The sequence below is a fragment of the Homoserinimonas flava genome (genome assembly GCF_054969005.1).
This window is the reverse complement of the sequence record NZ_JBUEQS010000003.1, coordinates 1-21,583: the sequence shown is the minus strand read 5'-3', so window position 1 is coordinate 21,583 and position 21,583 is coordinate 1. Positions and strand designations below refer to the sequence as shown.

At 63.1% G+C, this 21,583-nt stretch carries 34 protein-coding genes; 33 read left to right on the top strand and 1 reads right to left on the bottom strand.

Translation table 11 applies throughout. The features are described from left to right. Positions 1 to 53 precede the first annotated feature (53 nt). The 33 genes from fusA to rplQ all read left to right on the top strand — a co-directional run bounded on the left by fusA (position 54) and on the right by rplQ (position 21,457). Positions 54 to 2,168 carry an elongation factor G gene (gene fusA / locus ACY48M_RS08910; RefSeq protein WP_462819930.1) on the top strand — a complete coding sequence of 705 codons (2,115 nt, stop codon included), beginning with the start codon at positions 54 to 56 and terminating at the stop codon, positions 2,166 to 2,168. Positions 2,169 to 2,275: 107 nt separating this feature from the next. After that, positions 2,276 to 3,469 (top strand): elongation factor Tu, encoded by a 1,194-nt coding sequence (gene tuf / locus ACY48M_RS08905; protein ID WP_462819929.1) that lies wholly within the window; start codon positions 2,276 to 2,278, stop codon positions 3,467 to 3,469. Positions 3,470 to 3,589: 120 nt separating this feature from the next. After that, positions 3,590 to 4,084, top strand: coding sequence for a hypothetical protein (locus ACY48M_RS08900; protein ID WP_462819928.1), 495 nt, complete (start codon positions 3,590 to 3,592; stop codon positions 4,082 to 4,084). Beyond that, positions 4,081 to 5,040, top strand: coding sequence for a DNA topoisomerase IB (locus ACY48M_RS08895; RefSeq protein WP_462819927.1), 960 nt, complete (start codon positions 4,081 to 4,083; stop codon positions 5,038 to 5,040). Before ACY48M_RS08900 ends, ACY48M_RS08895 begins: the two co-directional genes overlap by 4 nt. A gap of 390 nt (positions 5,041 to 5,430) precedes the next feature. Continuing rightward, entirely contained in the window at positions 5,431 to 5,739 is a 309-nt protein-coding gene (gene rpsJ / locus ACY48M_RS08890) for a 30S ribosomal protein S10 (RefSeq protein WP_021010896.1), read from the top strand. Between the two features lie 8 nt (positions 5,740 to 5,747). Beyond that, positions 5,748 to 6,398, top strand: a complete 651-nt coding sequence (rplC, locus tag ACY48M_RS08885) for a 50S ribosomal protein L3 (protein ID WP_462819926.1) — start codon at positions 5,748 to 5,750, stop codon at positions 6,396 to 6,398. Between the two features lie 5 nt (positions 6,399 to 6,403). Continuing rightward, entirely contained in the window at positions 6,404 to 7,072 is a 669-nt protein-coding gene (rplD, locus tag ACY48M_RS08880; RefSeq protein WP_462819925.1) for a 50S ribosomal protein L4, read from the top strand. Next, positions 7,069 to 7,368: a 50S ribosomal protein L23 gene (gene rplW / locus ACY48M_RS08875; RefSeq protein ID WP_462819924.1), complete on the top strand. Its 300-nt coding sequence runs from the start codon at positions 7,069 to 7,071 to the stop codon at positions 7,366 to 7,368. The genes rplD and rplW overlap by 4 nt, the downstream gene beginning before the upstream one ends. Positions 7,369 to 7,401: 33 nt before the next feature. Continuing rightward, complete coding sequence (gene rplB, locus ACY48M_RS08870) at positions 7,402 to 8,241, top strand: 50S ribosomal protein L2 (RefSeq protein WP_462819923.1); 840 nt, start codon at positions 7,402 to 7,404, stop codon at positions 8,239 to 8,241. 27 nt (positions 8,242 to 8,268) lie between these two features. Continuing rightward, positions 8,269 to 8,550, top strand: coding sequence for a 30S ribosomal protein S19 (gene rpsS / locus ACY48M_RS08865; protein ID WP_462819922.1), 282 nt, complete (start codon positions 8,269 to 8,271; stop codon positions 8,548 to 8,550). 25 nt (positions 8,551 to 8,575) lie between these two features. After that, entirely contained in the window at positions 8,576 to 8,971 is a 396-nt protein-coding gene (rplV, locus tag ACY48M_RS08860) for a 50S ribosomal protein L22 (RefSeq protein WP_462819921.1), read from the top strand. Continuing rightward, entirely contained in the window at positions 8,971 to 9,765 is a 795-nt protein-coding gene (rpsC, locus tag ACY48M_RS08855) for a 30S ribosomal protein S3 (RefSeq protein ID WP_462819920.1), read from the top strand. Before rplV ends, rpsC begins: the two co-directional genes overlap by 1 nt. A 2-nt stretch (positions 9,766 to 9,767) precedes the next feature. Further along, on the top strand, positions 9,768 to 10,187 hold the full coding sequence (gene rplP / locus ACY48M_RS08850; RefSeq protein ID WP_462819919.1) for a 50S ribosomal protein L16: 420 nt from the start codon (positions 9,768 to 9,770) through the stop codon (positions 10,185 to 10,187). Next, entirely contained in the window at positions 10,187 to 10,513 is a 327-nt protein-coding gene (rpmC, locus tag ACY48M_RS08845) for a 50S ribosomal protein L29 (protein WP_462819918.1), read from the top strand. Before rplP ends, rpmC begins: the two co-directional genes overlap by 1 nt. After that, a complete protein-coding gene (gene rpsQ / locus ACY48M_RS08840) occupies positions 10,513 to 10,803 on the top strand; it encodes a 30S ribosomal protein S17 (protein ID WP_462819917.1) in 291 nt (96 codons plus the stop codon). The genes rpmC and rpsQ overlap by 1 nt, the downstream gene beginning before the upstream one ends. Before the next feature lie 59 nt (positions 10,804 to 10,862). After that, positions 10,863 to 11,231 (top strand): 50S ribosomal protein L14, encoded by a 369-nt coding sequence (rplN, locus tag ACY48M_RS08835; protein ID WP_462819916.1) that lies wholly within the window; start codon positions 10,863 to 10,865, stop codon positions 11,229 to 11,231. 2 nt (positions 11,232 to 11,233) lie between these two features. Continuing rightward, positions 11,234 to 11,584 (top strand): 50S ribosomal protein L24, encoded by a 351-nt coding sequence (gene rplX, locus ACY48M_RS08830; RefSeq protein WP_462819915.1) that lies wholly within the window; start codon positions 11,234 to 11,236, stop codon positions 11,582 to 11,584. Further along, a complete protein-coding gene (gene rplE, locus ACY48M_RS08825; protein WP_462819914.1) occupies positions 11,584 to 12,174 on the top strand; it encodes a 50S ribosomal protein L5 in 591 nt (196 codons plus the stop codon). Before rplX ends, rplE begins: the two co-directional genes overlap by 1 nt. A gap of 68 nt (positions 12,175 to 12,242) precedes the next feature. Continuing rightward, positions 12,243 to 12,641: a 30S ribosomal protein S8 gene (gene rpsH / locus ACY48M_RS08820; RefSeq protein ID WP_462819913.1), complete on the top strand. Its 399-nt coding sequence runs from the start codon at positions 12,243 to 12,245 to the stop codon at positions 12,639 to 12,641. Positions 12,642 to 12,645: 4 nt separating this feature from the next. Continuing rightward, positions 12,646 to 13,182 (top strand): 50S ribosomal protein L6, encoded by a 537-nt coding sequence (gene rplF, locus ACY48M_RS08815; protein ID WP_462819912.1) that lies wholly within the window; start codon positions 12,646 to 12,648, stop codon positions 13,180 to 13,182. Position 13,183: 1 nt separating this feature from the next. Then, complete coding sequence (gene rplR / locus ACY48M_RS08810; protein WP_462819911.1) at positions 13,184 to 13,555, top strand: 50S ribosomal protein L18; 372 nt, start codon at positions 13,184 to 13,186, stop codon at positions 13,553 to 13,555. Between the two features lie 50 nt (positions 13,556 to 13,605). Next, complete coding sequence (rpsE, locus tag ACY48M_RS08805) at positions 13,606 to 14,262, top strand: 30S ribosomal protein S5 (protein WP_462820538.1); 657 nt, start codon at positions 13,606 to 13,608, stop codon at positions 14,260 to 14,262. Next, positions 14,262 to 14,444 (top strand): 50S ribosomal protein L30, encoded by a 183-nt coding sequence (gene rpmD, locus ACY48M_RS08800; protein WP_462819910.1) that lies wholly within the window; start codon positions 14,262 to 14,264, stop codon positions 14,442 to 14,444. The genes rpsE and rpmD overlap by 1 nt, the downstream gene beginning before the upstream one ends. After that, positions 14,444 to 15,250, top strand: coding sequence for a 50S ribosomal protein L15 (gene rplO / locus ACY48M_RS08795; protein WP_462819909.1), 807 nt, complete (start codon positions 14,444 to 14,446; stop codon positions 15,248 to 15,250). Before rpmD ends, rplO begins: the two co-directional genes overlap by 1 nt. A gap of 65 nt (positions 15,251 to 15,315) precedes the next feature. Further along, positions 15,316 to 16,635, top strand: coding sequence for a preprotein translocase subunit SecY (gene secY / locus ACY48M_RS08790; protein ID WP_462819908.1), 1,320 nt, complete (start codon positions 15,316 to 15,318; stop codon positions 16,633 to 16,635). Next, positions 16,632 to 17,225: an adenylate kinase gene (locus ACY48M_RS08785; protein ID WP_462819907.1), complete on the top strand. Its 594-nt coding sequence runs from the start codon at positions 16,632 to 16,634 to the stop codon at positions 17,223 to 17,225. Before secY ends, ACY48M_RS08785 begins: the two co-directional genes overlap by 4 nt. 4 nt (positions 17,226 to 17,229) lie before the next feature. After that, positions 17,230 to 18,054, top strand: a complete 825-nt coding sequence (gene map / locus ACY48M_RS08780; protein ID WP_462819906.1) for a type I methionyl aminopeptidase — start codon at positions 17,230 to 17,232, stop codon at positions 18,052 to 18,054. Positions 18,055 to 18,255: 201 nt separating this feature from the next. Then, positions 18,256 to 18,477 (top strand): translation initiation factor IF-1, encoded by a 222-nt coding sequence (gene infA, locus ACY48M_RS08775; RefSeq protein ID WP_022883252.1) that lies wholly within the window; start codon positions 18,256 to 18,258, stop codon positions 18,475 to 18,477. Between the two features lie 68 nt (positions 18,478 to 18,545). Beyond that, positions 18,546 to 18,662 (top strand): 50S ribosomal protein L36, encoded by a 117-nt coding sequence (gene rpmJ / locus ACY48M_RS08770; RefSeq protein WP_022893853.1) that lies wholly within the window; start codon positions 18,546 to 18,548, stop codon positions 18,660 to 18,662. A gap of 135 nt (positions 18,663 to 18,797) precedes the next feature. Continuing rightward, on the top strand, positions 18,798 to 19,172 hold the full coding sequence (rpsM, locus tag ACY48M_RS08765) for a 30S ribosomal protein S13 (RefSeq protein WP_462819905.1): 375 nt from the start codon (positions 18,798 to 18,800) through the stop codon (positions 19,170 to 19,172). Positions 19,173 to 19,216: 44 nt separating this feature from the next. Next, on the top strand, positions 19,217 to 19,615 hold the full coding sequence (gene rpsK, locus ACY48M_RS08760; protein WP_462819904.1) for a 30S ribosomal protein S11: 399 nt from the start codon (positions 19,217 to 19,219) through the stop codon (positions 19,613 to 19,615). Between the two features lie 185 nt (positions 19,616 to 19,800). Beyond that, complete coding sequence (locus ACY48M_RS08755; RefSeq protein ID WP_462819903.1) at positions 19,801 to 20,796, top strand: DNA-directed RNA polymerase subunit alpha; 996 nt, start codon at positions 19,801 to 19,803, stop codon at positions 20,794 to 20,796. A 58-nt stretch (positions 20,797 to 20,854) separates the two neighbouring features. Next, positions 20,855 to 21,457, top strand: a complete 603-nt coding sequence (gene rplQ / locus ACY48M_RS08750; RefSeq protein WP_462819902.1) for a 50S ribosomal protein L17 — start codon at positions 20,855 to 20,857, stop codon at positions 21,455 to 21,457. Here rplQ and ACY48M_RS08745 read toward each other — a convergent pair. Next, a partial coding sequence (locus ACY48M_RS08745) for an integrase core domain-containing protein (RefSeq protein WP_462820537.1) occupies positions 21,454 to 21,583 on the bottom strand: 130 nt, incomplete at its 5' end. The two genes, rplQ and ACY48M_RS08745, sit on opposite strands and share 4 nt — an antisense overlap.

Here is a 21,583-nt window from a genome sequence, read left to right as displayed (position 1 = left end):
TGCGGCCTGCTCGGCCCGTCACCCCTTTCACCCCCAACTTTCGGAGGACCACCGTGGCACAGGAAGTGCTCACCGACCTGAACAAGGTCCGCAACATTGGCATCATGGCGCACATCGATGCTGGCAAGACCACCACGACTGAGCGCATCCTGTTTTACACGGGCGTCAACCACAAGATCGGCGAGACGCACGACGGCGCCTCGACCACCGACTGGATGGAGCAGGAGCAGGAGCGTGGCATCACGATCACGTCCGCTGCTGTGACGTGTTTCTGGAACAAGAACCAGATCAACATCATCGACACCCCCGGTCACGTCGACTTCACGGTTGAGGTGGAGCGTTCGCTCCGCGTGCTCGACGGTGCCGTTGCTGTCTTCGACGGCAAGGAGGGCGTTGAGCCCCAGTCTGAGACCGTCTGGCGTCAGGCCGACAAGTACAACGTCCCGCGCATCTGCTTCGTCAACAAGATGGACAAGATGGGTGCCGACTTCTACTTCACGGTCGACACGATCGTGAAGCGCCTCGGTGCGAAGCCGCTCGTCATTCAGCTGCCCATCGGCGAGGAGTCGAACTTCGAGGGTGTCGTCGACCTGGTCGAGATGCGCGCGCTCACGTGGCGCGGCGACTCCAAGGGTGACGTCCAGATGGGCGCCAAGTACGACATCGAAGAGATCCCCGAAGACCTCAAGGAGAAGGCTGCCGAATACCGCACGCAGCTGCTCGAGGCCGTCGCCGAGACCGATGACGCGCTCATGGAGAAGTACTTCGGCGGCGAAGAGCTGACGGTTGCTGAGATCAAGGCCGCCATCCGCAAGCTCACCGTCGCGAGCGAGATCTACCCGGTGCTTTGTGGCTCGGCGTTCAAGAACCGCGGCGTGCAGCCGATGCTTGACGCGGTCGTCGACTACCTGCCGAACCCGCTCGATGTCGGTGCCACCGAGGCCCGCGACCCCCGCGACGAAGAGAAGATCATCGAGCGCCTTCCCAGCGCCGACGAGCCCTTCGCCGCACTCGCGTTCAAGGTTGCGGTGCACCCCTTCTTCGGTCGCCTCACCTACATCCGCGTCTACTCGGGCAAGCTCGAGAGCGGATCTGCCGTCTCCAACTCCACCAAGGGCAAGAAGGAGCGCATCGGCAAGATCTTCCAGATGTATGCGAACAAAGAGAACCCGGTTGACAGCGTCACCGCCGGTCACATCTACGCGGTCATCGGCCTCAAAGACACGACGACGGGCGACACGCTCTGCGATCTCAACCAGCAGGTTGTGCTCGAGTCGATGACGTTCCCAGAGCCCGTCATCGAGGTGGCGATCGAGCCGAAGACGAAGGCCGACCAGGAGAAGCTCGGCACGGCCATCCAGAAGCTCGCTGAAGAAGACCCTACGTTCCGCGTCGAGCTCAACTACGAGACCGGCCAGACCGTCATCAAGGGTATGGGTGAGCTTCACCTCGACATCCTCGTTGACCGCATGAAGCGCGAGTTCAAGGTTGAGGCCAACGTGGGCAAGCCCCAGGTGGCCTACCGTGAGACGATCCGTCGCACGGTCGAGAAGCACGACTACACCCACAAGAAGCAGACCGGTGGTTCCGGCCAGTTCGCCAAGGTGCAGATCATGCTCGAGGCCATGGAGGTCACTCCTGAGGTCTCGTACGAGTTCGTCGACAAGGTGTCGGGTGGCCGTGTGCCGCGCGAGTACATCCCGTCGATCGATGCCGGAATCAAAGACGCCATGCAGACGGGTGTTCTGGCCGGGTTCCCCACGGTCGGTGTCAAGGCGACCCTGCTCGATGGCGCCTACCACGACGTCGACTCTTCGGAGATGGCGTTCAAGATCGCCGGTTCGATGGCGTACAAGGAGGCCGCTCGCAAGGCGAGCCCAGTGCTCCTTGAGCCGCTCATGGCGGTCGAGGTGCGCACGCCCGAAGAGTACATGGGTGACGTTATTGGTGACCTCAACTCTCGTCGTGGACAGATTCAGTCGATGGAAGATGCGACTGGTGTCAAGGTCATCGCGGCCAAGGTTCCACTGTCAGAGATGTTCGGGTATGTTGGCGACCTGAGGTCCAAGACCTCTGGCCGTGCGGTGTACTCGATGTCCTTCGACAGCTACGCGGAGGTCCCGAAGGCAGTCGCCGACGAGATCGTTCAGAAGAACAAGGGCGAATAGCCCGAATTCGCTGGGGCAGCCTGCCCCGAGTAACATAAATACACACTCCACCCAGCACGCGTCCGATGATTTCGGATGCCTGCACCAGAGTCCTGAGGAGGACCATAGTGGCTAAGGCCAAGTTCGAGCGGACCAAGCCGCACGTAAACATCGGAACGATCGGTCACGTCGACCACGGAAAGACGACGCTCACGGCGGCGATCTCCAAGGTGCTTGCTGACAAGTACCCGTCGGCGACCAACGTTCAGCGCGACTTCGCGTCGATCGACTCCGCTCCAGAAGAGCGCCAGCGCGGCATCACGATCAACATCTCGCACGTCGAGTACGAGACGCCGAAGCGCCACTACGCGCACGTCGATGCTCCTGGTCACGCCGACTACATCAAGAACATGATCACGGGTGCTGCCCAGATGGACGGCGCAATCCTCGTGGTTGCGGCGACCGACGGCCCAATGGCCCAGACGCGTGAGCACGTGCTGCTCGCTCGCCAGGTTGGTGTTCCGTACCTGCTCGTTGCGCTCAACAAGTCCGACATGGTCGACGACGAAGAGATCCTGGAGCTCGTCGAGCTCGAGGTTCGCGAGCTGCTCTCGAGCCAGGAGTTCGATGGCGACAACGCTCCCGTCGTTCGCGTCTCGGGCCTCAAGGCTCTCGAGGGTGACGAGAAGTGGGTCAACTCCGTGCTGGAGCTCATGGAGGCCGTGGACAACAACGTCCCCGACCCCGTGCGCGACAAGGACAAGCCCTTCCTCATGCCGATCGAAGACGTGTTCACGATCACCGGTCGTGGCACCGTCGTGACGGGTCGCGCTGAGCGTGGCACCCTCGCGATCAACTCCGAGGTCGAGATCGTCGGCATCCGCCCGACGCAGAAGACCACGGTCACGGGTATCGAGATGTTCCACAAGCAGCTCGACGAGGCGTGGGCCGGTGAGAACTGTGGTCTGCTCCTCCGTGGCACCAAGCGCGAAGATGTCGAGCGTGGCCAGGTTGTCGTCAAGCCCGGCTCGGTGACGCCGCACACGAACTTCGAGGGCACCGCCTACATCCTTTCCAAGGATGAGGGTGGCCGTCACAACCCGTTCTATGCGAACTACCGTCCGCAGTTCTACTTCCGCACCACCGACGTCACCGGCGTCATCACGCTGCCTGAGGGCACCGAGATGGTCATGCCTGGTGACACCACCGAAATGACGGTCGAGCTGATCCAGCCGATCGCCATGGAGGAGGGCCTCGGCTTCGCCATCCGTGAGGGTGGCCGCACCGTTGGCGCCGGCAAGGTCACGAAGGTTCTCAAGTAGTCGCAAGACCACTCGCGCGTTGGGCCCACGACTTCGGTCGTGGGCCCTTTGTCGTCCCCAGTGGCATTCCCGTTCGCGGGACTGCTGGGGGCCCGCGCGTTGGGCTAGCCTGAGCGCACCATGGAGAAGGTTGAACGCAGACTCCGACCGGGCGACGCCGCCGCGACGGTGCACACGCTCGGACGGGCTTTCGCGGCGAGCAGCCTCACGGTCGGCGTGACGGCACTGCTGACGCTGCTCGGTGCTGGCACCGTCGAGCTCGTCGGCGGCGACGATGTCGCGTCCGCGTTTCTCTCTGGCGGGCCGCGTCTCCTGTGGAGCACCCTCTGGTTCACGGTCCCGGTCTGGTGCGCGCTCGTCGTGGCGGTGAACATCCGCTGGCGTCACCGCCCGGGCTCACGACTGTTTGCGGCGACGGTAGTGATCACGCTCGCGTGTGCGGGGGCGACAACGCTCGGGTGGTTTCTCGTGGCGCTCGTTGAGGGTGGCTGGGCGCTCCTGATTGTGGCGATCTCGCTCGTCACGGCGTCACTCTTCGCGCTGTCCGCGATCATCGCGGCCGCCATCACACACCTCTGGTGGCTCGGCCGTCCAGAGCACGGAGCGAGCGCATGAGGCTGCGGCGATCCAACACCTCGGGGGCGGGCTTCTCTCGCCGCCGCAGTGGCAGTGGCTTCTCCTATCGTGACGCGGCCGGATCTCCCGCGGATGCCGCGACTCGTGACCGCATCGCCGCGCTCGCGATTCCGCCAGCCTGGACGGATGTCTGGATCTCTCCCTTCCCGAATGGGCACATCCAGGCGACCGGGGTCGATGCGGCCGGTCGCAGGCAGTACCTCTATCACCAGTCGTGGCGCGAGCAGAAAGATCGGGTCAAGTTCGACCGGGCGCTTGAGCTTGCGAGCAGCCTCACGGGGGCGCGGCGATCGGTGACGATCGACCTGCGCGGCGACGGGGCGTCGCGCGAGCGGATACTGGCAGGGGCGTTCAGGATGCTCGATCGGGGGAGCCTGCGTGTCGGCTCAGAACAGTACGTCGATGCGAACGGCAGCCACGGTCTCTCCACGCTGCTGTGCCGCCACGCCCGAATCGGGGCCGACGCGATCACGCTGGAGTTTCCGGCGAAGGGCGGCATCGAATGGTCGTCCACGATCGCCGATCCCGACCTTGCGCGGCTCCTGCGCATGCTCAAGCGGCGTGGTGGTGATGAGCGACTGCTCGCCTGGCGCGATGGTGAGCTGTGGCATCCGCTTTCGGCTGAGGAGATCAATGACGATGTGCGCCGGCGCACTGGCGGGGACTTCACGGCGAAGGACTTCCGCACTCTGCACGGCACGATTGCGGCCGCGGTGAGCCTCGCGCGCATTGGCCCGCAACGCTCGGCAGCGGCACGGGCGCGCGCGATCAAGCGGGCGGCGGATGCTGCGGCCGAGGTGCTCGGCAACACCCCGGCAATCGCGCGCAAAAGCTACATCGACCCGCGTGTTCTCGATCGCTTCGAGCGCGGTGCCACGATCGATCCGCTGCGCTTGAACGCCGCAGAATCCAGCCTGATCGACCTGCTGACGTAGGCGTCGAGGGTCGGGACCTCGGCGACTCGCCGCCGCGACACGCCCGGGTTGCAGCATGGTGATGAATGTGGCAAACTCTTCTAGTTCAACATTTCCGCCCGGTGGTCAACGCCGGGGTCGGGATCACTGCCAGGCAGTGCATAGATTTGACGCTCGGGCCACGGCCGGGGTGAGCATCTAGGCCGCGGGGAGCAGAACGAAGCTTCATCAACACTCAATACACATGCGGTTCGCCGTGTGCCCAGTGATGGCATCTGCCTGAGCGTCGAGTTTGGTACGGCGCTGTGCCGCGAGGCAGAGCGATTGACATAAAAACAGTGGTGCGACAGCAGAAGTGCTCCGCAGCGTGTGCGTGAAGACGCACTTGGTACTAAAGAGAGAGAGTCAGACATGGCGGGACAGAAGATCCGCATCCGACTTAAGTCGTATGACCACGAGGTCATTGACAGCTCGGCGCGCAAGATCGTCGACACGGTGACCCGTGCAGGCGCGACCGTCGTCGGTCCGGTGCCCCTTCCTACTGAGAAGAATGTGGTCGTCGTGATCCGCTCTCCTCACAAGTACAAGGACAGCCGCGAGCACTTCGAGAAGCGCACTCACAAGCGCTTGATCGACATCATTGACCCGACGCCGAAGGCTGTCGACTCGCTCATGCGTCTCGACCTGCCGGCCGACGTCAACATCGAGATCAAGCTGTAAGGATCACCATGGCTACTACTACGACCCGAAAGGGACTGCTGGGCAAGAAGCTCGGCATGACCCAGGTCTGGGATGCGAACAACAAGCTCATCCCCGTGACCGTCATCGAGATCACCCCCAACGTCGTCACCCAGGTGCGCACGCCAGAGGTCGACGGCTACGAGGCCGTGCAGATCGCCTACGGGCAGATCGACCCCCGCAAGTCGAACAAGCCGGCCACCGGCCACTTCGACAAGGCTGGCGTCACGCCTCGCCGCCACCTCACCGAGATCCGCACCGCTGACGCCTCCGAGTACACGCTCGGTCAGGAGCTCACGGTCGACATCTTCGAGGCAGGCCAGAAGGTCGACGTCGTCGGCACCAGCAAGGGCAAGGGCTTCGCCGGTGTCATGAAGCGCCACAACTTCAAGGGCGTTTCCGCTTCGCACGGTGCGCACCGCAACCACCGCAAGCCGGGTTCCATCGGCGCCTCGTCGACCCCCAGCCGTGTCTTCAAGGGCATGCGCATGGCCGGTCGTATGGGTGGCGAGCGCGTTACCGTCCAGAGCCTCACGGTTCAGGCGGTCGACGCCGAGAAGGGCCTGCTGCTCGTCAAGGGTGCCGTTCCCGGCGCTCGTGGCCGCATCGTTTTCGTTCGCAACGCAGTGAAGGGAGCCTGATCTCCATGGCTACCGCAATTGACGTCATCGACGTGAAGGGCAAGAAGGTCGGCTCGGTCGACCTTCCCGCCGAGACGTTCGATGTCCAGACCAACATCCCCCTGATCCACCAGGTCGTCGTCGCCCAGCGTGCAGCCGCACGCCAGGGCACGCACAAGACCAAGGGTCGTGGCGAGGTGTCCGGTGCTGGCCGCAAGCCGCACAAGCAGAAGGGCACGGGTCGCGCTCGTCAGGGCTCGATTCGTATGCCACAGCACCGTGGTGGTGGCATCGTCCACGGGCCCGTGCCGCGCGACTACGCGCAGCGCACGCCCAAGAAGATGATCGCTGCAGCCCTTCGCGGGGTTCTGTCCGACCGCGCTCGCGGCGAGCGCATCCACGTCGTCGATTCCCTCGCCCTGGGCGAGGTGCCCTCGACGAAGTCGGTCCTCGAGTTGTTCGCGAACATTGCGAACAGCCGGAACGTGCTCATCGTGCTCGAGCGAGATGATGTGGTCAGCCACAAGAGCGTTCGCAACATCCCGGGCGTTCACGTGCTGTCCCAGGACCAGCTCAATGCGTATGACGTGCTCGTGAGCGATGACATCGTCTTCACCAAGGGTGCCTTCGACGCGTTCGTTGCTCCCAAGGCCGAGAAGTCTGCCTCTGATACGGAAGCGAAGGTGAGCGCATGAGCGCCACGTACAAAGACCCCCGCGATGTCATCTTCGCGCCGGTCGTCTCTGAAAAGAGCTACAGCCTGATCGATCAGGGCAAGTACACGTTCGAGGTCGACCCCCGGTCGAACAAGACCGAGATCAAGCTTGCGATCGAGAAGATCTTCAACGTGCAGGTCGCATCGATCAACACGCTCAACAAGCAGGGCAAGACGCGCCGCACCAAGTTCGGCATCGGCAAGCGCAAGAACACCAAGCGCGCCATCGTGACGCTCAAGTCCGGTTCCATCGACATCTTCACGGCTGTCGGCTAGCCGGCGCTGATTAGACGCGTAGAGGAATAACTAATGGCAATTCGCAAGTACAAGCCCACGACCCCTGGTCGTCGCGGTTCTTCGGTCGCAGACTTCGCTGAGATCACTCGGTCGACGCCTGAGAAGTCGCTGCTCCGTCCGCTGCCCAAGACGGGTGGCCGCAACAACGCCGGACGCATCACGACGCGTCACATCGGTGGCGGTCACAAGCGCCAGTACCGCGTCATCGACTTCCGTCGCAATGACAAGGACGGCGTGAACGCCAAGGTCGCGCACATCGAGTACGACCCCAACCGCACGGCGCGCATCGCGCTGCTGCACTTCTTCGACGGCTCGAAGCGCTACATCATCGCGCCAGACAAGCTGAAGCAGGGCGACATCATCGAGTCGGGTGCAGGTGCCGACATCAAGCCGGGCAACAACCTCCCGCTCAAGAACATCCCAGTCGGTACGGTCATTCACGCCATCGAGCTCAAGCCAGGTGGCGGTGCAAAGATCGCCCGCTCGGCCGGTGCTTCGGTGCGTCTCGTCGCCAAGGATGGCCCCTACGCCCAGCTGCGTATGCCGTCAGGTGAGATCCGCAACGTCGACGCACGCTGCCGCGCCACGATCGGCGAGGTCGGCAACGCCGAGCAGTCGAACATCAACTGGGGCAAGGCCGGCCGTATGCGGTGGAAGGGCGTTCGCCCGACTGTCCGTGGTGTCGCTATGAACCCGGTCGACCACCCGCATGGTGGTGGTGAGGGCAAGACGTCCGGTGGACGTCACCCCGTCAGCCCGTGGGGCCAGTCTGAGGGTCGTACCCGTAAGGCAAAACGCGAGAGCGACAAGCTCATCGTTCGTCGCCGCAACGTCGGCAAGAAGCGCAAGTAGCCCAGGAAAAGGAATACAGGGTAGAAAATGCCACGCAGTCTTAAAAAGGGCCCCTTCGTCGATGAGCACCTGTTTCGCAAGGTCGCCGCACAGAACGAGGCCAGCTCCAAGAACGTGATCAAGACCTGGTCGCGCCGCTCGATGATCGTCCCAGCCATGCTGGGTCACACCATCGCGGTGCACGACGGTCGCAAGCACATCCCGGTGTTCGTCACCGAGACCATGGTTGGGCACAAGCTCGGTGAGTTTGCTCCCACCCGCACCTTCCGTGGACACGTGAAGGACGACAAGAAGGGTCGCCGCCGCTAATCGCGGTGGTGAAGGAGGTAGAGAAATGGTGGAGTCGATCGCCCGCGTGCGACACATCCGCGTGACCCCTATGAAAGCTCGTCGTGTCGTCAACATGATCCGCGGCAAGCAGGCTCATGAGGCCCTGGCCATCCTCAAGTTCGCGCCCCAGGGTGCGAGCGACCCCGTGTTCAAGCTGGTCGCCTCGGCGATCGCGAACGCACGGGTGAAGGCGGATGCCAGCAACAGCTTCCTCGACGAGCAGGACCTGTACATCAGCCAGGCCTACGTCGACGAGGGCACCACGCTCAAGCGGTTCCAGCCGCGTGCGCAGGGACGTGCGTTCCAGATCCTCAAGCGCACCAGCCACATCACTGTCGTGCTGGCCACGCCTGACGAGGTCGATGCGAAGAAGACGACTGCGAAGGCAGGGAAGAAGTAATGGGCCAGAAAGTCAATCCCTACGGGTTCCGTTTGGGAATCACCACCGACCACGTGTCGCGCTGGTTCTCTGACAGCACCAAGGCAGGCCAGCGCTACAGCGACTATGTGGCCGAGGACATCAAGATCCGCAACCTGCTCAAGACGTCGCTCGACCGCGCCGGCGTTGCGCGCATCGAGATCGAGCGCACCCGTGACCGTGTCCGCGTCGACATTCACACCGCCCGTCCGGGCATCGTGATCGGTCGTCGTGGCGCCGAGGCGGAGCGCATTCGCACTGACCTCGAGAAGCTCACGAAGAAGCAGATCCAGCTCAACATCCTCGAGGTGAAGAACCCCGAGGCCGAGGCACAACTCGTCGCCCAGGGCATCGCGGAGCAGCTCAGCGCTCGCGTGGCGTTCCGTCGCGCAATGCGCAAGGGACTCCAGGGTGCTCAGCGCACTGGCAGTGTCAAGGGTGTCCGTATCCAGGTGTCCGGCCGTCTCGGCGGCGCCGAGATGAGCCGTTCGGAGTTCTACCGTGAGGGTCGTGTGCCGCTGCACACGCTTCGCGCGAACATCGACTACGGCTTCTACGAGGCCAAGACCACCTTCGGCCGCATCGGCGTGAAGGTCTGGATCTACAAGGGCGACATCACCAACAAGGAGCTCGCTCGCGAGCAGGCGAACCAGAAGTCGTCGCGTCCGGACCGTCGTGACGATCGTCGCGATGACCGTCCGCGTCGCGGTGGCGCGCCGAGCTCGGCCCCCCGGGCTGAGGCCGCTCCAGTAGCAGCAGCAGGAGTTGAGGCATAACCATGTTGATCCCACGTAAGGTCAAGTTCCGCAAGCAGCACCACCCCAGCCGGAGTGGTCACGCCACCGGTGGCACCACGGTGACTTTTGGCGAGTTCGGCATCCAGGCGATCACGCCTGCTTATGTCACGAACCGTCAGATCGAGGCCGCTCGTATCGCCATGACGCGTCACATCAAGCGAGGCGGAAAGGTGTGGATCAATATCTACCCCGACCGCCCGCTGACCAAGAAGCCTGCCGAAACCCGCATGGGTTCCGGTAAGGGTTCGCCCGAGTGGTGGGTCGCCAACGTCAAGCCGGGCCGCGTGCTCTTCGAGGTCGCCGGCGTCGATGAGACCCTCGCTCGCGAAGCACTCACCCGTGCAATCCACAAGCTTCCATTGAAGGCGCGCATCATCAAGCGCGAGGAGGGCGACGCATAATGGCGATCGGTTCCAAGGAGCTCGCGACACCCGAGCTCGACACATTCGAAGACGAGCGACTCGTCGACGAACTCAAGAAGGCCAAAGAAGAGCTCTTCAACCTGCGGTTCCAGGCGGCCACCGGCCAGCTTGAGAGCCACGGACGCCTGCGCGCCGTCAAGCGCGACATCGCTCGTATCTACACGGTCATCCGTGAGCGCGAGCTGGGCATCCGTGCCACCCCCGCACCGGTTGAGGTTCCGGCGAAGGCTGAGAAGAAGACCAAGGCGAAGAAGGATGCTGCTGACGCGGCTCCTGAGGCCGACAAGACCGAGGAGGCCAAGTAATGGCGAAGGCAGAAGAGAAGGTCGCCGTCGAGCCCATCGTTCGCGGCTATCGCAAGACGCAGCGCGGCTACGTCGTCTCCGACAAGATGGACAAAACCATAGTCGTTGAGGTCGAAGACCGCGTAAAGCACCCGCTCTACGGCAAGGTCATCCGCCGCACCGAAAAGCGCAAGGTTCACGACGAGACCAACTCGGCGGGCATCGGCGACCTCGTCGTCATCAGCGAGACCCGTCCGTTGAGCGCAACAAAGCGTTGGCGCCTCGTAGAAATCCTCGAGAAGGCCAAGTAGGCCGCAGTCTCGGGTTCGAGACAACAGCCAACTTGCTTTGAAATTTAAAGGACACACAAATGCTTCAGCAGGAATCCAGGGTCAAGGTAGCCGATAACTCGGGCGCCAAGTCGCTGCTTACGATTCGCGTTCTCGGTGGCTCCGGCCGTCGCTACGCCGGTCTCGGCGATGTCATCGTCGCGACGGTGAAGGATGCGATCCCGGGCGGCAACGTGAAGAAGGGTGACGTCGTGAAGGCGGTCATCGTTCGCACCAAGAAGGAGACGCGCCGTTCAGACGGCTCGTACATCAAGTTTGACGAGAACGCAGCGGTCATCCTGAAGGCTGATGGGGACCCCCGTGGTACCCGCATCTTCGGCCCGGTCGGTCGTGAGCTTCGTGACAAGAAGTTCATGAAGATCGTCTCGCTGGCACCGGAGGTTATTTAGTCATGGCGAAGATCAAAAAGGGCGACCTGGTCCAGGTGATCACCGGTCGCACCCAGGCTCGCGGCGGAGACCGTGGCAAGCAGGGTCGTGTGCTCGAGGTACTCGTCGAGAAGAACCGCGTGGTTGTTGAGGGCGTGAACCTCGTCACGAAGCACGTTCGCGTCGGCCAGACGCAGCGCGGCACCAAGACTGGCGGCATCGAGACGCATGAGGCTCCGCTTCACATCTCGAACATTGCCCTGGTCGACCCAGAATCCAAGAAGCCGACTCGCGTCGGCCACCGCGTAGAGACCAACGCCGCAGGCAAGACCGTGCGCGTCCGCTACGCCAAAGCTTCAGGTAAGGACCTGTAATGACTGACACAGCAACCGTGACTGGCAAAATCCAGCCGCGCCTCAAGCTGAAGTACCGCAACGAGATCGCCGGGCAGCTCAAGGAGCAGTTCGGCTTCACCAACGTTCACCAGGTCCCAGGCTTGGTCAAGATCGTCGTGAACACCGGTGTCGGCGAGGCCGCACGTGACAGCAAGGTGATCGACGGTGCCGTTCGCGACCTCGTCGCCATCACGGGCCAGAAGCCGCAGGTGACAAACGCCCGCAAGTCGATCGCGCAGTTCAAGCTCCGCGAGGGTCAGGCCATCGGCGCGCACGTCACCCTTCGTGGCGACCGCGCGTGGGAGTTCCTCGACCGCCTGATCTCGCTCGCGCTTCCGCGTATCCGCGACTTCCGTGGGCTCAGCCCCAAGCAGTTCGACGGCAACGGCAACTACACCTTCGGTCTCAACGAGCAGTCGATGTTCCACGAGATCGACCAGGACAAGATCGACCGCGTTCGCGGCTTCGACATCACGATCGTCACGACCGCGAAGAACGACGACGAGGGCCGCGCGCTCCTCAAGTCGCTCGGCTTCCCGTTCAAGACCGACGACGCAAAGACCAAGTAACACCGATCGGCAGGGTCGGCATTCGCGCAACGGATGTCGAAACCGGCCGAGTTAAGGAATATGAACACATGACAATGACAGATCCGGTCGCAGACATGCTGACCAGACTGCGGAACGCCAATTCGGCGTTTCATGACACCGTGTCGATGCCGAGCAGCAAGCTCAAGACGCACCTCGCGGAGATCCTCCAGAAGGAGGGATACATCAGCGGCTGGAAGGTCGAGGATGCCCGCGTCGGCCAGACTCTGACGCTTGACCTGAAGTACGGCCCGAACCGTGAGCGCTCCATTGCGGGGCTTAAGCGCGTCTCCAAGCCAGGCCTCCGCGTCTACGCGAAGTCGACCGAGATCCCGCGCGTGCTCGGTGGGCTCGGCGTCGCCATCCTGTCGACCTCCTCTGGCCTCCTCACGGACCGCCAGGCGACAAAGAAGGGCGTGGGTGGGGAAGTCCTCGCCTACGTGTGGTAATCCCATGTCACGAATCGGACGTCTTCCCATCGACATCCCAGCTGGTGTCGACATCACGGTTGATGGCACTGCCGTCTCCGTCAAGGGCCCGAAGGGCGAGCTTTCGCTCGTCGTCGCACGCCCCATCGAGGTCAAGGTCGAAGAGGGCCAGGTCATTGTGACCCGTCCCGACGACGAGCGCGATTCGCGTTCGCTTCACGGTCTGACCCGCACGCTCATCGCCAACAACATTGTCGGCGTCACGCAGGGCTACACCAAGGGCCTTGAGATTGTCGGTACCGGGTACCGAGTGCAGCAGAAGGGTGCCTCGCTTGAGTTCGCCCTCGGCTTCTCGCACTCCGTCACCGTCGACCCGCCAGCGGGCATCACGTTCGCGGTCGAGGGCAACACCAAGCTGTCGGTGCAGGGCATCGACAAGCAGCAGGTCGGTGAGGTCGCCGCCAACATTCGCAAGATCCGCAAGCCGGAGCCTTATAAGGGCAAGGGCGTTCGCTACGCCGGCGAGGTAGTCCGCCGCAAGGCCGGAAAGAGTGGTAAGTAACATGGCTCTCGGAACACGAGGCAAGAGCAAGTCGGCCGCCAAGGGCCGCCGGCACGCACGTCTTCGCAAGAAGGTCGTTGGCACGGAGGCACGTCCACGTCTGGTCGTGACACGTTCGGCGCGTCACGTCTTCGTCCAGGTTGTCGATGACAGCCGGGGCCACACGGTCGCATCGGCGTCGACGATGGAATCTGACCTGCGCGGCTTCGACGGTGACAAGACCGCCAAGGCTCGCAAGGTCGGCGAGCTCGTCGCAGAGCGCGCCAAGCAGGCGGGTGTCGCCGATGTCGTATTTGACCGTGGTGGCAACCGTTACGCGGGTCGCGTCGCGGCCATCGCCGAGGGAGCTCGAGAGGGTGGTTTGAACCTGTGAGCGAAGAAACAACAAACAAGGAGCAGGCTGTGGCTGAAGTAGTAGCCGACGTGCCGGTGGAGACTGCCGCATCGACGGAGTCCACCCGGAACGAGCCCCGTGAAGCCCGTCGTGGCGGTCGCGAGCGCAACCCCAACCAGCAGCGTGGCAGCCGTGACTCCGACAAGAGCCAGTTCCTGGAGCGTGTCGTCACGATCAACCGCGTCTCGAAGGTCGTCAAGGGTGGTCGTCGCTTTAGCTTCACCGCTCTCGTCGTCGTCGGAGACGGCAACGGTCTGGTCGGTGTTGGCTACGGCAAGGCACGCGAGGTTCCGACCGCGATCTCGAAGGGCGTCGAGGAGGCGAAGAAGAACTTCTTCCGCGTCCCCCGCGTCGGCAACACCATCCCGCACCCCGTGCAGGGTGAGGCTGCCGCCGGCGTAGTCCTTCTTCGTCCGGCTGCCGCCGGTACCGGTGTTATCGCCGGTGGCCCGGTTCGCGCCGTGCTCGAGTGTGCAGGCATCCACGATGTCCTCAGCAAGTCGCTCGGTTCGTCGAACACGATCAACATCGTGCACGCGACCGTCACTGCGCTGAAGGAGCTCGAGGAGCCGAGCGCCGTCGCCGCGCGTCGTGGTCTCGCGATCGAGGACGTCGTCCCCGAGCAGATCCTCCGCATCCAGGCAGCTACGGCGAAGGCCGCAGCGACAGCAAAGGCAGGTGCCTGATGGCTCGCCTCAAGGTAACCCAAATCAAGTCCAAAATTAGCGAGAAGCAGGACCAGCGCGACACCCTTCGCAGCCTTGGCCTCAAGCGGATCAACGACTCAGTCGTCCGCGAGGACAACGCGCAGAACCGCGGCTATGTCCGCAAGGTCGCTCACCTGGTGAAGGTCGAGGAGATTGACTAATGGCTGAAGAGAAAAAGTCGACCGCGAAGGCGGAATCGACGAAAGCTCCGGCTGCCGCCAAGAAGGCTCCGGCGAAGGCCGCTGCTGACAAGGCGCCAGCGAAGAAGGCTCCGGCGAAGGCCGCTGCCGACAAGGCTCCGGCCACGAAGGCCGCAGACAAGGCTCCGGCGAAGGCTGCTGCTGACAAGGCGCCTGCGAAGAAGGCTCCGGCGAAGGCCGCTGCCGACAAGGCTCCGGCCAAGAAGGCTGCTGACAAGGCTCCTGCGAAGGCATCGAGCGCGTCGACCGCGAAATCCGACGAGACGGCCGCTTCGACGCCCGCCAAGAAGGCTCCGGCGAAGAAGGCTGCTCCTGCCGAGGAGGCTCGTGCGCAGGTGCTCAAGATGCACCACCTGCGTCCAGCCCCGGGCTCGAAGAAGGCCAAGACCCGCGTTGGTCGTGGTGAAGGCTCCAAGGGCAAGACGGCCGGTCGTGGAACCAAGGGCACCAAGGCCCGCTACCAGGTGCGCGTTGGCCTTGAGGGTGGCAACCTGAACAGCATCATGCGTGCACCGAAGCTGCGCGGGTTCAAGAACCCGTTCCGCGTCGAGTACCAGGTTGTGAACCTTGAGAAGCTCGCCGAGCTCTACCCCAAGGGTGGAGATGTCACGGTGAGCGACCTCGTCGCCAAGGGCGCGGTTCGCAAGAACGAGAAGGTCAAGGTTCTCGGACAGGGTGACATTGCGGTTAAGCTGAACGTTGCAGTGGACAAAGTCTCCGGCTCAGCTGAGTCGAAGATCGTCGCAGCCGGCGGCTCCGTCAAATAGTCGTTTTGGGTGGCCCCTGCATGGGGCCCCCCGACCGGCTCCCCTAAGCACAACCTGGAGGCTTCGTGTTCAGAGCTATCGCGCGCATCTTTCGCACGCCCGACCTGCGGCGGAAGATCGGCTTCACGCTCGGAATCGTTGCGCTCTTTCGGCTGGGATCATTCATTCCCGCGCCGTTCGTCGACTACGCGAACGTGCAGAGCTGCATCGCGGCCGACAATAGCGCGACCGGCCTCTATGAGCTCGTCAACCTCTTCAGCGGTGGCGCCCTCCTGCAGCTCTCAGTCTTCGCGCTCGGCATCATGCCGTACATCACGGCGTCGATCATCGTGCAGCTGCTCCGCGTGGTCATCCCGCACTTCGACACTCTCCACAAGGAGGGACAGACGGGTCAGTCGAAGCTGACGCAGTACACGCGATACCTCACAATCGCGCTTGGCGTGCTGCAGTCGACCACCCTCATCACGGTCGCCCGCAGCGGAACGCTCTTCGGCTCCTCCGCAGCTGAGTGTTCGTCGCTCATCACGAATGAGGCCTGGTACGCCATCCTGCTCATGATCATCACCATGACGGCCGGCACCGGTCTCATCATGTGGATGGGTGAGCTCATCACTGAGCGGGGCATCGGCAACGGGATGTCGCTGCTGATCTTCATCTCCATCGCCGCCACCTTCCCGTCCGCGCTCTGGAGCATCGCAGTTGCCCGCAGCTTCGAGACGTTCCTTATGGTGATCGCGGTCGGCATCCTCATCATGGGTGCCGTCGTCTTCGTCGAGCAGTCGCAGCGACGGGTTCCGGTGCAGTATGCCAAGCGTATGGTCGGTCGGCGCACCTATGGCGGCAACAACACCTATATCCCGATCAAGGTGAACATGGCCGGTGTCATCCCTGTCATCTTCGCCTCATCGCTGCTCTATCTTCCCGCCCTCATCGCGCAGTTCAATCAGCCGGCGAACGGCGACCTTGCCGAGCCTTGGGTGCAGTGGGTGCAAGACAACCTGACCTCGGGTGACAACCCGTTGTACATGGCGATCTATTTCTTCCTCATCATCGGGTTCACCTACTTCTACGTCGCGATCACCTTCAACCCTGAAGAGGTCGCCGACAACATGAAGAAATACGGCGGCTTCATCCCCGGGATCCGGGCCGGTCGCCCCACTGCCGAGTACCTCGACTACGTGCTCACCAGGGTCACCCTCCCCGGTTCGCTCTACCTCGGCCTCGTCGCACTCATCCCGCTCATCGCGCTCGCAACCGTCGGCGCCAACCAGGACTTCCCGTTCGGTGGCGCCAGCATTCTGATCATCGTCGGCGTCGGTCTTGAGACCGTCAAGCAGATCGACTCGCAGTTGCAGCAGCGGCACTACGAAGGACTTCTCCGATGACCCGCATGCTGATCGTCGGCCCCCCGGGCGCCGGCAAGGGCACCCAGGCCGCTCGTCTCACGGGAGGCTTCGGCATCCCGGCAATCTCGACCGGCGACATCTTCCGCGACAACATCGCGCGCGAGACGCCCCTCGGCGTCGAGGTGAAGGCGATTGTCGACTCGGGCGATTACGTGCCCGATTCGCTGACGAACGCCCTCATCGCGAGTCGAATTGAAGAAGACGACGCCCGCGAAGGATTCTTGCTCGACGGCTACCCGCGCACGCTCGACCAGGTGGCCTACCTCGATGAGCTTCTCAGCGGCAAGGGCACGTCGCTTGACGCTGTCATCCAGCTCGTCGCAGATCAAGATGAGGTTGTCGCTCGTCTCCGCAAGCGTGCCATCGAGCAGGGCCGGGTCGACGACTCTGAAGACGCGATCCGGCACCGTCAGGAGGTCTACGCTCGCGAGACGCGTCCCCTCATCGATGTGTACAACCAGCGCGGTCTTCTTGTCGAGGTTGACGGTCTCGGCGACATGGATGAGATCACCGAGCGCATCTTCGCCGGGCTCGCGGCCCGCGACATCCGTCCCGTCACCGTCCAGTAGTTTCGTGCGCAAGGGCATCTACAAGAGCGCTGCCGATCTGCGGGGAATGCTCGCCCCAGGTGTGCTCACAGCGAAGGCGCTCGACGCAGTGTTTGACCGGATCGCTCCCGGTGTGACCACGTTGGAGCTCGACGCGATCGCGGAGGGTGTCATTCGCGCCGGCGGTGGCGAGCCCAATTTCGCTCTCGTCCCCGGCTATCGGCACACGATTTGTGCATCGGTGAACGACGAGGTCGTCCACGGCATCCCGGGCGACCGCGTGCTGGCGGCGGGCGACATCGTGTCGATCGACTGCGGTGCCCTGCTCGGTGGCTGGAACGGCGACTCCGCGCGAAGCGTCGTTATCCCCGATGCGACGCGCCCTGAGATCGTCGCCGAACGACAGCGCCTTTCGGATGTCACGGAGCAGTCGCTGTGGCATGGAATCGCGAGGCTCGCCACCGCGAAACACCTCAACGAGGTTGGCGAAGCGATCGAAGACCACATTGATGCGCAGGGTCAGTACGGCATTCTCGAGGACTATGTCGGCCACGGCATCGGCCGCGCAATGCATGAGGCGCCAACCGTGTTCAATTACCGGGTTCGCGATCGCGGACCCGCAGTGAAGCCCGGACTCTGCGTGGCCATCGAACCGATGGTGACCCTCGGGGGGATCGACACCTTCACCCGCGAAGACGAGTGGACTATCGCGACCGCCGACGGCACCGCGGCAGCGCACTGGGAGCACTCCGTCGTGGTGCATTCACAAGGCATCTGGGTGACGACGGCACATGACGGCGGAGCGGCTGCGCTCGCGCCACTCGGCGTAACGCCGGTCGCAATTCCGTAGTGGAGTCTCTTCGGCGTGGCGCCGTTCAAAGAACCCGGCGCCGAAGTATAGCGTCGGCTTGGCGAAATGCGCGGAAATAACCTAAGATAGACCCTTGGTGTCTGTTGGCCGCTCCTGTGCGCTGACGCGTTGTGTTTCACACGACTTCTGGCACCACAATCCGCATGACCAGCAATCAATACTTTTAGCGACGAAGAGGCTATGGCCAAAAAAGACGGTGTCATCGAAATCGAGGGCGCAGTAGTCGAAGCTCTGCCCAACGCAATGTTCCGCGTTGAGCTGACCAACGGCCACAAAGTACTTGCCCACATCTCGGGCAAGATGCGTCAGCACTACATCCGCATCCTCCCTGAGGACCGTGTGATTGTAGAGCTGAGCCCCTATGACCTGACCCGCGGTCGGATCGTCTACCGCTACAAGTAAGCACTGCTGGAAAGTAACGGCCCGCGGCATCCCGAGGGTACGAAGACAGCGAGATCCAAGGAATCACAATGAAGGTCAACCCCAGCGTTAAGCCGATCTGCGATCACTGCAAGGTCATCCGCCGCCACGGCAACGTGATGGTCATCTGCAAGTCCAACCCGCGCCACAAGCAGCGCCAGGGCTAAGCCAAGTCCAGCGCCACCCACAACTGAATACATAACGAGCAGCACCAGATCCCGCAGCGCGGGGGACACCACCGGTTGGAGGCCGGTGCACCGGTACTGCTCCAGACCTCCACTCACTACACAGGAGAAGCCACAATGGCTCGTCTAGCAGGCGTCGACATTCCGCGTGATAAGCGCGTTGAAGTCGCACTTACCTACATCTACGGTGTCGGCCGTACCAAGTCGCTCGAAGCGCTCACGGCAACCGGCATCGATGTCAACATCCGCGTCAAGGACCTCACCGACGACCAGCTCATTGCGCTGCGTGACTTCATCGAGGGCAACTACAAGGTGGAGGGTGACCTCCGCCGCGAGGTCGCAGCCGACATCCGCCGCAAGGTCGAGATCGGCAGCTACCAGGGCATCCGTCACCGTCGTGGCCTTCCCGTCCACGGTCAGCGCACGAAGACGAACGCTCGCACCCGCAAGGGCCCGAAGCGCACCGTCGCCGGCAAGAAGAAGGCACGATAGCGGCCGCTCGGCACGCATCGCCATCAAGGTTTTAGGAGAAGACATTGGCAACACCGAAATCGGCCGCTCGCAAGCCGCGCCGCAAGGAGAAGAAGAACGTCGCCGTGGGTCAGGCCCACATCAAGTCGACGTTCAACAACACGATCGTGACGATCACCGACCCGACCGGAGCTGTGCTCAGCTGGTCGTCGTCCGGTGTCGTCGGCTTCAAGGGTTCGCGCAAGTCGACGCCGTACGCCGCACAGATGTCGGCAGAATCTGCTGCGCGTCAGGCGCAGGAGCACGGCGTCAAGAAGGTCGACGTCTTCGTCAGGGGCCCCGGCTCAGGTCGTGAGACTGCGATCCGCTCGCTTCAGGCCGCTGGCCTCGAGGTTGGCAGCATCAATGATGTGACGCCGCAGGCGCACAACGGATGCCGCCCACCCAAGCGTCGCCGCGTCTAACGCTTTTTGCTGGTTGAGTAGGCCGCCCGCGGCCGTAGTGACACCTCACTTGGGTTGCACTCGGGCCTGACGGGCCCTACTCAACCGGCGCACATCCACAATTTCACAAGCTTCACCGGCGGGCCAGCCACCCGTCCGAAACGCCTCAGTGTCAAATAGCGGACACTTTGCCGAAAGGAATACACGTGCTCATTGCACAGCGTCCCACTCTTTCCGAAGAGAACATCTCCGAGTTCCGTTCACGCTTCGTGATCGAGCCGCTTGAGCCCGGCTTCGGCTACACCCTTGGAAACTCCCTCCGTCGTACCCTCCTTTCGTCGATCCCCGGTGCTGCCGTCACGAGCATCCGCATTGACGGCGTGCTGCACGAGTTCAGCACCGTTGCGGGTGTGAAGGAGGATGTCACCGAGATCATCCTGAACATCAAGCAGCTCGTTGTTTCGAGCGAGCACGACGAGCCGATCACGGCGTACCTGCGCAAGCAGGGTTCCGGCCAGGTCACTGCGGCCGACATTTCGGCTCCTGCCGGTGTTGAGATCCACAACCCTGAGCTGCTCATTGCGACGCTCAACGACAAGGCGAAGTTCGAGCTTGAGCTCACGGTCGAGCGTGGCCGTGGCTACGTTTCTGCGACGCAGAACCGCAATGAGTTCAGCGAAGCCGGTCAGATTCCGATCGACTCGATCTACTCGCCCGTGCTCAAGGTGACCTACCGCGTCGAGGCGACTCGTGCCGGTGAGCGCACCGACTTCGACCGCCTCGTCGTCGATGTCGAGACGAAGCCTGCCATCACGCCGCGCGACGCCATCGCGTCTGCGGGTCGCACCCTCACCGAGCTCTTCGGCCTCGCCCGCGAGCTCAACTCGGCAGCCGAGGGTATTGAGATTGGCCCGGCTCCTGTCGATGCCGTGCTTTCGACCGAGCTCAGCATGCCGATCGAAGACCTCGATCTCTCCGTGCGCAGCTACAACTGCCTCAAGCGCGAGGGCATCAACAACGTGAGCGAACTGGTCGCCCTCTCGGAGACCCAGCTCATGAACATCCGCAACTTCGGTCAGAAGTCGGTGGATGAGGTCAAGGACAAGCTCGTCGAGATGGGCCTGTCGCTGAAGGATGCGGTTCCCGGATTTGACGGCGCCCACTTCTACAGCGGCTACGACGAGGCCGAGGGCAGCAACTAGCTGCTCCGGCCCACCGGTCGCCCCCTGACACCCCTTTTGATTACTGGAGATCTAGAAAATGCCTAAGCCCACCAAGGGTCCTCGCCTCGGAGGCGGCCCCGCCCACGAGCGACTCATGCTCGCCAACCTCGCGGCGGCGCTGTTCACCCACAAGAGCATCAAGACGACTGAGCTGAAGGCCAAGCGCCTGCGTCCGGTCGCTGAGCGTCTCATCACGTTTGCGAAGCGCGGTGACCTGCACTCGCGTCGTCGCGTGATGGGGATCATCGGCGACAAGAGCGTCGTCCACGAACTCTTCACCGAGATCGCGCCGCTCGTCGCCGAGCGCCAGGGTGGCTACACCCGCATCACGAAGCTCGGCTTCCGCAAGGGTGACAACGCGTCGATGGTGCAGATCGAGCTCGTGCTCGAGCCCGTGAACGCCAAGCCGAACGCGAAGGCCGACAAGCCCGCCAAGGCTGCCAAGGTCGAGGAGCCCGCTGACGCGCCCGCTGAGGACAACGAAGATGCTTCGGTCGAGACCGAAGCGACCGAAACCCCCGTCGAGGAGACCGCGGCGCCCGCCGATGCCGCTTCGGTTGAGGCGTCGAATGCTGCAGCCACCGCTGCCGATGAGGGTGCGAATCCTCCGGCCGGTCAGCAGACCTCTGGCAACCGCTAGTTGTAGTTCCCCGTGAGGTTGTGAACGCGGTCTGAGGGTCGGGCTCCGCCGATGCCGGTGTGGGGTCTGTGGTGATTGTAGTGATGGAGCCAGGCCTGATAGGTGTCGGCTCGTGATTCGTCGCTG

What these genes read in the sequence shown, in the direction of transcription:
- ACY48M_RS08900 (WP_462819928.1), top strand. Translation starts at nt 3,590, where the DNA reads ATGGAGAAGGTTGAACGCAGACTCCGACCGGGCGACGCCGCCGCGACG.
- ACY48M_RS08895 (WP_462819927.1), top strand. Translation starts at nt 4,081, where the DNA reads ATGAGGCTGCGGCGATCCAACACCTCGGGGGCGGGCTTCTCTCGCCGC.
- rpsJ (WP_021010896.1), top strand. Translation starts at nt 5,431, where the DNA reads ATGGCGGGACAGAAGATCCGCATCCGACTTAAGTCGTATGACCACGAG.
- rplC (WP_462819926.1), top strand. Translation starts at nt 5,748, where the DNA reads ATGGCTACTACTACGACCCGAAAGGGACTGCTGGGCAAGAAGCTCGGC.
- rplD (WP_462819925.1), top strand. Translation starts at nt 6,404, where the DNA reads ATGGCTACCGCAATTGACGTCATCGACGTGAAGGGCAAGAAGGTCGGC.
- rplW (WP_462819924.1), top strand. Translation starts at nt 7,069, where the DNA reads ATGAGCGCCACGTACAAAGACCCCCGCGATGTCATCTTCGCGCCGGTC.
- rplB (WP_462819923.1), top strand. Translation starts at nt 7,402, where the DNA reads ATGGCAATTCGCAAGTACAAGCCCACGACCCCTGGTCGTCGCGGTTCT.
- rpsS (WP_462819922.1), top strand. Translation starts at nt 8,269, where the DNA reads ATGCCACGCAGTCTTAAAAAGGGCCCCTTCGTCGATGAGCACCTGTTT.
- rplV (WP_462819921.1), top strand. Translation starts at nt 8,576, where the DNA reads ATGGTGGAGTCGATCGCCCGCGTGCGACACATCCGCGTGACCCCTATG.
- rpsC (WP_462819920.1), top strand. Translation starts at nt 8,971, where the DNA reads ATGGGCCAGAAAGTCAATCCCTACGGGTTCCGTTTGGGAATCACCACC.
- rplP (WP_462819919.1), top strand. Translation starts at nt 9,768, where the DNA reads ATGTTGATCCCACGTAAGGTCAAGTTCCGCAAGCAGCACCACCCCAGC.
- rpmC (WP_462819918.1), top strand. Translation starts at nt 10,187, where the DNA reads ATGGCGATCGGTTCCAAGGAGCTCGCGACACCCGAGCTCGACACATTC.
- rpsQ (WP_462819917.1), top strand. Translation starts at nt 10,513, where the DNA reads ATGGCGAAGGCAGAAGAGAAGGTCGCCGTCGAGCCCATCGTTCGCGGC.
- rplN (WP_462819916.1), top strand. Translation starts at nt 10,863, where the DNA reads ATGCTTCAGCAGGAATCCAGGGTCAAGGTAGCCGATAACTCGGGCGCC.
- rplX (WP_462819915.1), top strand. Translation starts at nt 11,234, where the DNA reads ATGGCGAAGATCAAAAAGGGCGACCTGGTCCAGGTGATCACCGGTCGC.
- rplE (WP_462819914.1), top strand. Translation starts at nt 11,584, where the DNA reads ATGACTGACACAGCAACCGTGACTGGCAAAATCCAGCCGCGCCTCAAG.
- rpsH (WP_462819913.1), top strand. Translation starts at nt 12,243, where the DNA reads ATGACAATGACAGATCCGGTCGCAGACATGCTGACCAGACTGCGGAAC.
- rplF (WP_462819912.1), top strand. Translation starts at nt 12,646, where the DNA reads ATGTCACGAATCGGACGTCTTCCCATCGACATCCCAGCTGGTGTCGAC.
- rplR (WP_462819911.1), top strand. Translation starts at nt 13,184, where the DNA reads ATGGCTCTCGGAACACGAGGCAAGAGCAAGTCGGCCGCCAAGGGCCGC.
- rpmD (WP_462819910.1), top strand. Translation starts at nt 14,262, where the DNA reads ATGGCTCGCCTCAAGGTAACCCAAATCAAGTCCAAAATTAGCGAGAAG.
- rplO (WP_462819909.1), top strand. Translation starts at nt 14,444, where the DNA reads ATGGCTGAAGAGAAAAAGTCGACCGCGAAGGCGGAATCGACGAAAGCT.
- ACY48M_RS08785 (WP_462819907.1), top strand. Translation starts at nt 16,632, where the DNA reads ATGACCCGCATGCTGATCGTCGGCCCCCCGGGCGCCGGCAAGGGCACC.
- infA (WP_022883252.1), top strand. Translation starts at nt 18,256, where the DNA reads ATGGCCAAAAAAGACGGTGTCATCGAAATCGAGGGCGCAGTAGTCGAA.
- rpmJ (WP_022893853.1), top strand. Translation starts at nt 18,546, where the DNA reads ATGAAGGTCAACCCCAGCGTTAAGCCGATCTGCGATCACTGCAAGGTC.
- rpsM (WP_462819905.1), top strand. Translation starts at nt 18,798, where the DNA reads ATGGCTCGTCTAGCAGGCGTCGACATTCCGCGTGATAAGCGCGTTGAA.
- rplQ (WP_462819902.1), top strand. Translation starts at nt 20,855, where the DNA reads ATGCCTAAGCCCACCAAGGGTCCTCGCCTCGGAGGCGGCCCCGCCCAC.